5 protein-coding genes and 1 rRNA gene are annotated in these 7,618 nt (G+C 52.6%); 5 read left to right on the plus strand and 1 reads right to left on the minus strand.

All coding sequences use genetic code 11. The features are described from left to right. Positions 1 to 48: 48 nt before the first annotated feature. Positions 49 to 163 (plus strand): 5S ribosomal RNA (rrf, locus tag JE47_RS0118690). Between the two features lie 70 nt (positions 164 to 233). On the opposite strand, the gene JE47_RS0118695 is transcribed toward rrf, so the two are convergent. After that, positions 234 to 3,830, minus strand: coding sequence for a CHAT domain-containing protein (locus tag JE47_RS0118695; RefSeq protein WP_031461208.1), 3,597 nt, complete (start codon positions 3,828 to 3,830; stop codon positions 234 to 236). Positions 3,831 to 4,243: 413 nt separating this feature from the next. On the opposite strand from JE47_RS0118695, the gene JE47_RS0118700 reads away from it, so the two are divergent. From JE47_RS0118700 to JE47_RS0118720, 4 genes are all read left to right on the plus strand, one after another. Continuing rightward, positions 4,244 to 5,788, plus strand: coding sequence for an aldehyde dehydrogenase family protein (locus tag JE47_RS0118700; protein ID WP_031461209.1), 1,545 nt, complete (start codon positions 4,244 to 4,246; stop codon positions 5,786 to 5,788). 20 nt (positions 5,789 to 5,808) lie between these two features. Further along, positions 5,809 to 6,645 (plus strand): ABC transporter ATP-binding protein, encoded by an 837-nt coding sequence (locus tag JE47_RS0118705; protein ID WP_031461210.1) that lies wholly within the window; start codon positions 5,809 to 5,811, stop codon positions 6,643 to 6,645. A gap of 422 nt (positions 6,646 to 7,067) precedes the next feature. Further along, the gene (locus tag JE47_RS0118715) at positions 7,068 to 7,340 is read left to right on the plus strand and encodes a metal-sensitive transcriptional regulator (RefSeq protein ID WP_031461211.1); all 273 of its coding nucleotides are present in this window, start codon (positions 7,068 to 7,070) and stop codon (positions 7,338 to 7,340) included. A 10-nt stretch (positions 7,341 to 7,350) separates the two neighbouring features. Then, positions 7,351 to 7,575 carry a heavy-metal-associated domain-containing protein gene (locus JE47_RS0118720; protein WP_031461212.1) on the plus strand — a complete coding sequence of 75 codons (225 nt, stop codon included), beginning with the start codon at positions 7,351 to 7,353 and terminating at the stop codon, positions 7,573 to 7,575. The last annotated feature ends 43 nt before the right edge of the window (positions 7,576 to 7,618 follow it).

The following is a 7,618-nucleotide window of genomic DNA, read 5'->3' on the forward strand; positions in this document are numbered from 1 at the left end:
ACAAGCAATCGCGTGAGGGGTGAAGGGACGACGGTCTCTTCTCCCAATGGGTGTGTGTGGAGCGCGGTGGACCCACCCCGTCCCATCCCGAACCGGGTCGTGAAACACCGCAGCGCCGATCCTACTGGCGGCTCACCGCTGGGAACCTAGGTCCATGCACCCGTTCATTCCCCCCCGCTCGGCGACGATTACTGATCGCCGAGCGGGGATTTTTTGTCAAGAAATCTTCTTTTCTATCTCCTCAGTAAACTGCTGCGACTTATGTACCACTGAGTACGTAGTTCGAGTGGCCAGTATTTGAAGTAGCTGTCTAGTTCGCGTAGGGTGTTTCTGTCGCCAATCCAGGCCAGTGCTTCAATCGCTTTACGCCTGAGATAAAGGGCTTGATTACCGCTGATGGAGAAAGCATGCTGAAATGTGCCAATGGCGAAGGTTGGGAGTGGTTGTCGCCAAAGGGCAATTTCTTCGATCAGTTGCTTGATCGTGAGGCTACTCCCGCCTACGATGGCAATCGTGCGTGAAGCCGCACTCTCGCCGATCCAGGCCAGCGATTGTAATGCACGCGCCTTTACACTTTGGCTGGGATTTATAATGAGCAACGTTAGCAACCAGTCAATCACCAGTGGTTGATTGATACGCAAGCGACCGGCCAGGTAAGCGATCTGTTGGGCGGCTGGAGCGGGCATATCGGGTTTGCGACGGATCAGAGTGATGATCAATGGGATAACGTATTCTGGGTCGAGGAGCGTGAGGGCATCAGCCGCCGCCCACATAGTGTCAACCCAATCGTCGCTAATGGGTGTGTTGATGGTGTCAGATGGAGCGACAATCATACGCAGAAGGAATCGGGCATCACAGAGCTGCTGTGATGGAGTAGTGCTTACATCGGCTAACGCAAAGGCAGCAATTGCCCGTTCGGGGGCCAGTGGTGAGGTGCGCAGCAGATGCCTCAGCTCGCGCCGGCCGCTCTCTGCTTTCAGCCAGGCAGACATTAGCTCGATCAGGGGGCGATCATCACGTAACTGTCTGACAGATATTGATGTCCGATCAAACGCTTCGGCAGGTGTGCTGCCACCATCTCGACGCTGAAAAGTGGGGAGATAAAGATCACGCAGAGCGCGAGCGGCTGCGATGCGGATGTTCGTATATTCGTAGCGCGGCCCATTGCTGGTCTGACGTACCTTGTTGACGGATATATGTCGTAGCTGTTGCCGAACTTGTGGATAATCAAGCTTGCCGAGTGCACTCACCAGAGTTTTACGTCGTTCGGGTTGAGGCTCTTGCCGTTCATCGAGTTGGAGCAGACAGGTATCGATCAATTCATGACGGAGAAATTCAGGCAAGGCTTGCATGCGCGATGGTGGGATTGCTTCTAAGCAGCGTGCAGCCAGAACTGCCAGCCGATTGTTACCGGCGCGCAGTGAGTCGGCGATGTGCTGTAGTAATTCTTCGGGTTTATCGAGAAAGCTGACCAGCGCATACAATACATCTTCCCACCAGTGTTGACGTTCAACATCTGCACATAGCGCAACGATATTAGCCAACAATTGCGCACGATCCGGGCTGTGATAGAGTGCTTTTGCTGCACAATAGGCAGCGACTGCTGAATTTGTGAAACAAATCGCCTGTTGACCGATGATGGTGAGGAGTTGGGTATTGCTGAGTTGACGAAAGAGATTTTCTAAACTGTAATCTCGGTTACGACGCACCTGAGCGAGAATAGTAAAAACCTCGCTTAGCGAAAGATATTCGCTCATTTGCCAGCGTAAATGCCAGGCAAGTTGATATAAACTCTCGTGCGCAACGTTCCCCATCTGATAAGAATGGTCAAGGTTGCGTAGTTCCTGAGCGAGAAACTCTTCAATAATGTGATGATAAGTAATATTTTGCTGACCATTGGTTGAAAGACGCTCGAAAATAAGGGTTAGCATTCGTGGATCATTTGCCAGGTTGTACAAACGATACTCACGCATGCGTTCAATGATTTGCTTAGCCTGGCGGCGATTACGCTGACGAACATAATCGATAATGCTCTGTTCATCAAGCGGTTGGATAGCCAGTATGGTAATATTCTGATCAGCCGTTAAGGGAGTAAACATCTGTGGTGCTGCGATGATGAAGCTCTGGTCGGGCAGGCGCTGACGAGCTGTGTTGAGATCGCGCAGCAATTCTTGCCATTGACTTTCCACCACCTGATCCAGATCGTCGAGCAAAAAAACCAGGCGTGGGCGTTGGGTGGGGCCTTGTGTTCTTCCGCGAAATAGAGCATCGAGCTGGTCGGCAAGCGCGAGGTGTTGCTGGCGAACCTGTTCAACAATATGATGGTAGATTCGTAATTCACCGCTCACCTGTGTGTAACCGTTCAGCGAGACGAAAACGCCGACCGGTGCTCTAACGTCAAGAAGTGCCTGCCGCGCTAAATCGTAGCAGACGCGACGTAAAATGGTCGTTTGACCAGACTGTTGGGAGCCGGCCAGAACGATACATTGCCCTTTGCCATCTTTGGCAGCGGTTGTTACCAGGTTTAACAACATATCGCGGGTTGAGCTGATTGGAGGGGGATTTTCGGGGCGACGTTGGGACAGTTGGGCGTACTGTTCGGCCGGAATCGTGATACAGCCAACGTCGATATACTCATAACCGGCCCAGCGTTTGAAATCTTCTTGTTGCAGTAACCATTCAATATAACTAAGCAACGCACTGGGCTGAAACAGACGTCCGGTCGCCAGGCGGGTATAAAGAACGGGTGTACTCCAGTTGACACTATCGGGACGATAAATGCGTCGGCGTGCAGTGGCAACCGCCAGATCGATAAGGCCGTTGCGCAACAGTATCTCGGTCAAGTGTTGGGTAAAATCACGGGCAAGGTCAATTGACACTAGTCGCTGCATTGCCAGTACTGCCGGGATCCCACTATCGGCGATGAGACGGGCAGCTAAATTGCTCAGCGGGGCTTGAAGATCAACCGTAGCACTGTTGCAGGCGATCAGTGCGATCATCGTTGGTTGATGGGAAGCTGGCAATTGGGCCAGAATACGGGCAAATTCCATGCCATCGAGGAGTCGACCACGCCGTTGCGCACCATGTTCAAGCAAGAGGCGAGTACCGTATGCTGGCGCAAAGAGGGCGTGACCCAAATAGAGCACGATATCGTAGCCACGTTCGTTCTGTTGTTGGAGGGAACCTTGTTCTAACGCAGTACGAAGTTCTGCTTCTCCGGCACGGGGCAGAATATCGCAAGACAACTGTCCGGTATCAATAAACGGACGAAAACGCTGTCGAAAATCTTGCTCGGTCGCGTTGCGGTCGAAGGGTGATAAACGCCAGCGTTCGAGATCAGAAGGTTCGCTCAGCACTATGAGCATGCGAATGGGACGGTGATCAAGCGGATCACGCAGTGGAAACTGCTCGCTATCAATATAGCGCGAAAAGAGGATATGATCACTGGTTGTGAGCGGTAAGGCCCGACTCTGATTGTCTGCTACCGGGAAGTGGAGCAATTCCCACGGAATAGCCTGAAGCTCAGCATCGAGCGGATCGAGCGCTAATCGAAGGCGGAGCGGTTGTTGGTTTTGGATAGCAAGTTGCCTTGCTGTGAGCACGGCATGTCGCAAGCGACCTGGAAAGAGGCGTTGGAAGAGGGTCTGACCGAAGCGAGCAATACTGTCGGGATCACTCGATTCGGGGAGAAGCAAATTAAATTGTACATCTTCACTTGCGACAAGACGGCGACCGTCGCCATACTGTAATTCGATAGTGTATGTATTTGGCTGCGAAAATCCCTGGTTGCGTCGCAGTGGTCGTATGAGTAGGTCGGTGCGATGATCCATAGTTTGTTACACCTCTGGCCCGGACATTGTTGGTGTATAGTGTAGCATAGTGGTTGGTCACGAAGGAGGGGCAAGATGCTTTCTCTCTCTGAATAAATTGGGAAGAGGGAAAGCATTGGTAGGGGTGGGTTGATACCTCTGCCACGGTAGAGCACATTCCAGCGGCTCGCACTCTCGGACGACTGTGCAGGTCGGAAGACGTTTTGAGCGTCTGAATGACGTTCCGCGCTCGTGTTTATCTGGTCGTGCGCAGAGAAATGGCGCTTTCATCGTACCAGAGGATGAACACGCTGAAGCCCCGCACACGCTCATCGCAATTGCCGATACCCTTCTCTGGAATAGGTATAACGCTTGTCTCTAGCGTGATATACTGTGATTGTGTCAAATATCACGTTTTCTGAAGAGGAAGTCGTATGAGCAAAATCATCGCACCCGAGTGTGAATGGTCTCATCTGATGGCGCAGTTACGGGCAGCAGTTCCTGAAGCCTTTAACGCTGAAGGACAGGTTCTCAATTTGATTGAGGGAACCTGGGGTTGGCCCGGCCATGGGAAACATTACAGTACCCCCGTTGATGGTAGTGAATTAGGTCGGATGCCGATGATTGATCTGGATACTGCAAAGCGGGCGGTTCGTTTTGCTGCGCGTGAGCATGAACAATGGGCGCAAACCGATCTTGATGAGCGACGACGGCGCGTGCGAGAAGCGATAGATGGGTTGCGACAGTACCGTGATTTGATTGTGTACCTGCTGATGTGGGAAATTGGCAAGCCGTATCATCTGGCGTGTGATGATGTTGATCGTTGTCTTGATGGGGTCGAATGGTATCTCGACCAGATCGAGTGGATGATGAATGGGCGTCGGCCACTAGGTTTGATCTCAAACATCGCTTCGTGGAATTACCCGTACTCGGTGCTTATGCACGCTGTGCTGGTACAGACGCTGGCCGGTAATGCGGTGATTGCCAAAACCCCATCAGACGGTGGCCTGTTTGCGCTTACGCTAGGCTTTGCCATTGCCCGTCGGGCCGGTTTACCCGTTTCGCTGGTGAGCGGCTCAGGTGGTGCACTGAGCGATGCCCTAGTGCGGAATGCTGATGTGGCTTGTCTGGCATTTGTCGGCGGGAGAACGAATGGTCGTGACATTGCAGCTTCACTGTACGACCGCAATAAGCGCTACATGCTCGAGATGGAGGGGGTCAACTGTTACGGAATATGGGATTTCTCCGATTGGACAAACCTGGCGCAGCAGATTAAGAAAGGGTTTGCTTACGGGAAACAACGCTGTACGGCTTACATCCGTTACGTTGTGCAGCGCCGTCTCTTTCCTAAATTCCTTGACATGTACCTGCCGGTGTTGAAGAGTCTCCAGATTGGAAACCCAGTATTAGTTGATCGAGCAGGTGATCCGCTGCCACGGCTTGACTTTGGCCCGCTGATCAATGCCAAGAAGGTTGAAGAACTGCGCGTGCTTTACAGTGAAGCGATAGGGGCAGGTGCTATCTGTCTGTACGAGGGTGAACTAAACCCTGACCTGTTTTTACCCGATCAGGATATTTCAGCGTACATGGCACCAATTGCGCTGTTGAATGTGCCACGGAACTGCCGGTTGCATCACAACGAACCGTTTGGCCCCGTCGATACGATCGTGATTGTTGATAGCATTGAAGAACTGATTAGCGAGATGAACATCTCGAATGGTAATCTGGTTTCGTCAATTGCAACTGATGATCCGAAATTGGGGCAGATGATTGCCGGCGAGCTACGGGCCTTCAAAGTTGGAATCAACCGAATGCGTTCACGCGGTGATCGCGAAGAGGTATTCGGTGGTATGGGTGCCTCGTGGAAGGGGTGTTTTGTTGGCGGGAAGTATCTGGTCGAGGCAGTGACCGTAGGTGCGCCAGGGGAACGGTTGTACGGTAATTTCCCTGATTATACGCTGCTGCCCGAACAGCGGTAGTTATCAGGCACGTCATTGGTATGTTCTTAACCGTTGACAAATCTGTCGATAGCCTGCCGGCTGAAGCATCGATCCAGCCTGCGATCAGGGTACAGGGTGTGACCAAACGCTATCACTCGCGTACCGGCGAAGTGCATGTACTGGCGGGGATCGATGTTTCAGTGGCAGTCGGTGAAGTTGTAGCTCTGGTCGGGCCGAGTGGCTGTGGCAAGAGTACGCTGTTGCGAATTGTTTCGGGCCTTGAGCAGGCGGATACGGGCGAAGTAAAGCTGTTAGGCCTGTCACCACTCCAGGCTCGACGCGAACGTCGCTTTGGGATCGCGTTTCAATCGGCTGCATTGCTGGAATGGCGTGATACGGCGGCGAATATCGCGTTACCGCTTGAGTTGGCCGGGTGGACACCGACTGACCGTGACAGACGGGTGGCCGAACTGTTGGCGCGAGTGGGGCTGAGCGATGCAGCCGATCGGTTGCCGCGCCAACTGTCGGGTGGTATGCAGCAACGAGTCGCGTTGGCTCGGGCACTGGCCTTGGCGCCACCGGTGTTGCTGCTCGATGAACCTTTCAGCGCTCTCGATGAATTGACCCGTGAGCAGTTGCAAGGTGAGCTGTTGGATTTGCTTTCCACGATTGAACCGAAACCGGCTGTGCTGATGGTGACGCATAATCTGGCTGAGGCAGTATTGCTCGCCGATCGCGTGATTGTCTTGAGTCGGCGTCCGGCGCGGGTCTTGGCCGAAGTCACTATCAATTTACCGCGTCCAAGACATGCCGAGTTACGTGATGATGAGCGTCTGCACCTTCTGGTTGCCGAGTTGCGTCGGGTGCTGCGAAGCGAGAGAGAAGGCGGCAGATAGGATGAGATAGCCGGCGCGCTCATTGGACGGGAGACGGTGATTTTCACGACGATGGATGTCTGACATCCATCTTTACCCGTCTCCGCTGATCGCTTACTCTTACACTATCACTTGAAAGTGTGAGTCGGTGGTTTGTGTACCTGGCAGCCGCACGGGATCAGAAATCGTCACGCGAGGGGTTGTCCACCGGCTCCCTCTTCTTCTCTCCGTGATTCCCACTCACTGTTAGACATAATGAAACCTTGGAGAACCCATCCTACGAAAACTGTGCCGACTGGCATACCTTTGACCGATCTGGTATACTGTTTATACCCCTCCCCCTGGGGGGGGATAGTCATCTCACGAAGTGTCTGCTTCCCTGCGCGTGAACACACAACCAGCCATAAGCGACGGTGGCTCAGGCTCAACAAAAGGAATGTTCTATGGATGATCAAAAACAGCAGATCATTAACCGTCTGAAGATTATCGAGGGCCATATTCGCGGTGTTCAGCGTATGGTGGAAGAAGATGCGTATTGTATCGATCTGCTTAATCAAACCCGTGCCATCCAGCAAGCGCTGGCTAAGCTTGATGCACTGATACTATCTCGACATTTGCATCATTGCGTTACGACCGCAATTCGGAGTGAGGATATTGCCGAGCGGGAACGGGTCCTTGCTGAATTGTTGCAGGTTTTCGAGAATATTCATCATTAGGAGGTTATCAATGGTCACTGAGCAGTTTCGTGTGCCTGGTGTGTCGTGTCAACATTGTGTGCATGCAGTACGTAAGGAAGTTGGTGCACTGAGCGGTGTATCACAGGTCGAGGTTGATTTGAACAGCAAGATCGTAACCGTAGTTCATGACGAAGACGTTGATGTTACTGATATTGTGATGGCCATTAAAGAGGCAGGTTACGATGATGTGACACCGTTGGGAATTGCCTGTTAGTTAGCACCGTTCTCTAATGATGCGTGCGGCAGCTTTCTCCTCA

The organism is Chloroflexus sp. MS-G, assembly GCF_000735195.1.
Taxonomy (GTDB): Bacteria; Chloroflexota; Chloroflexia; order Chloroflexales; family Chloroflexaceae; genus Chloroflexus.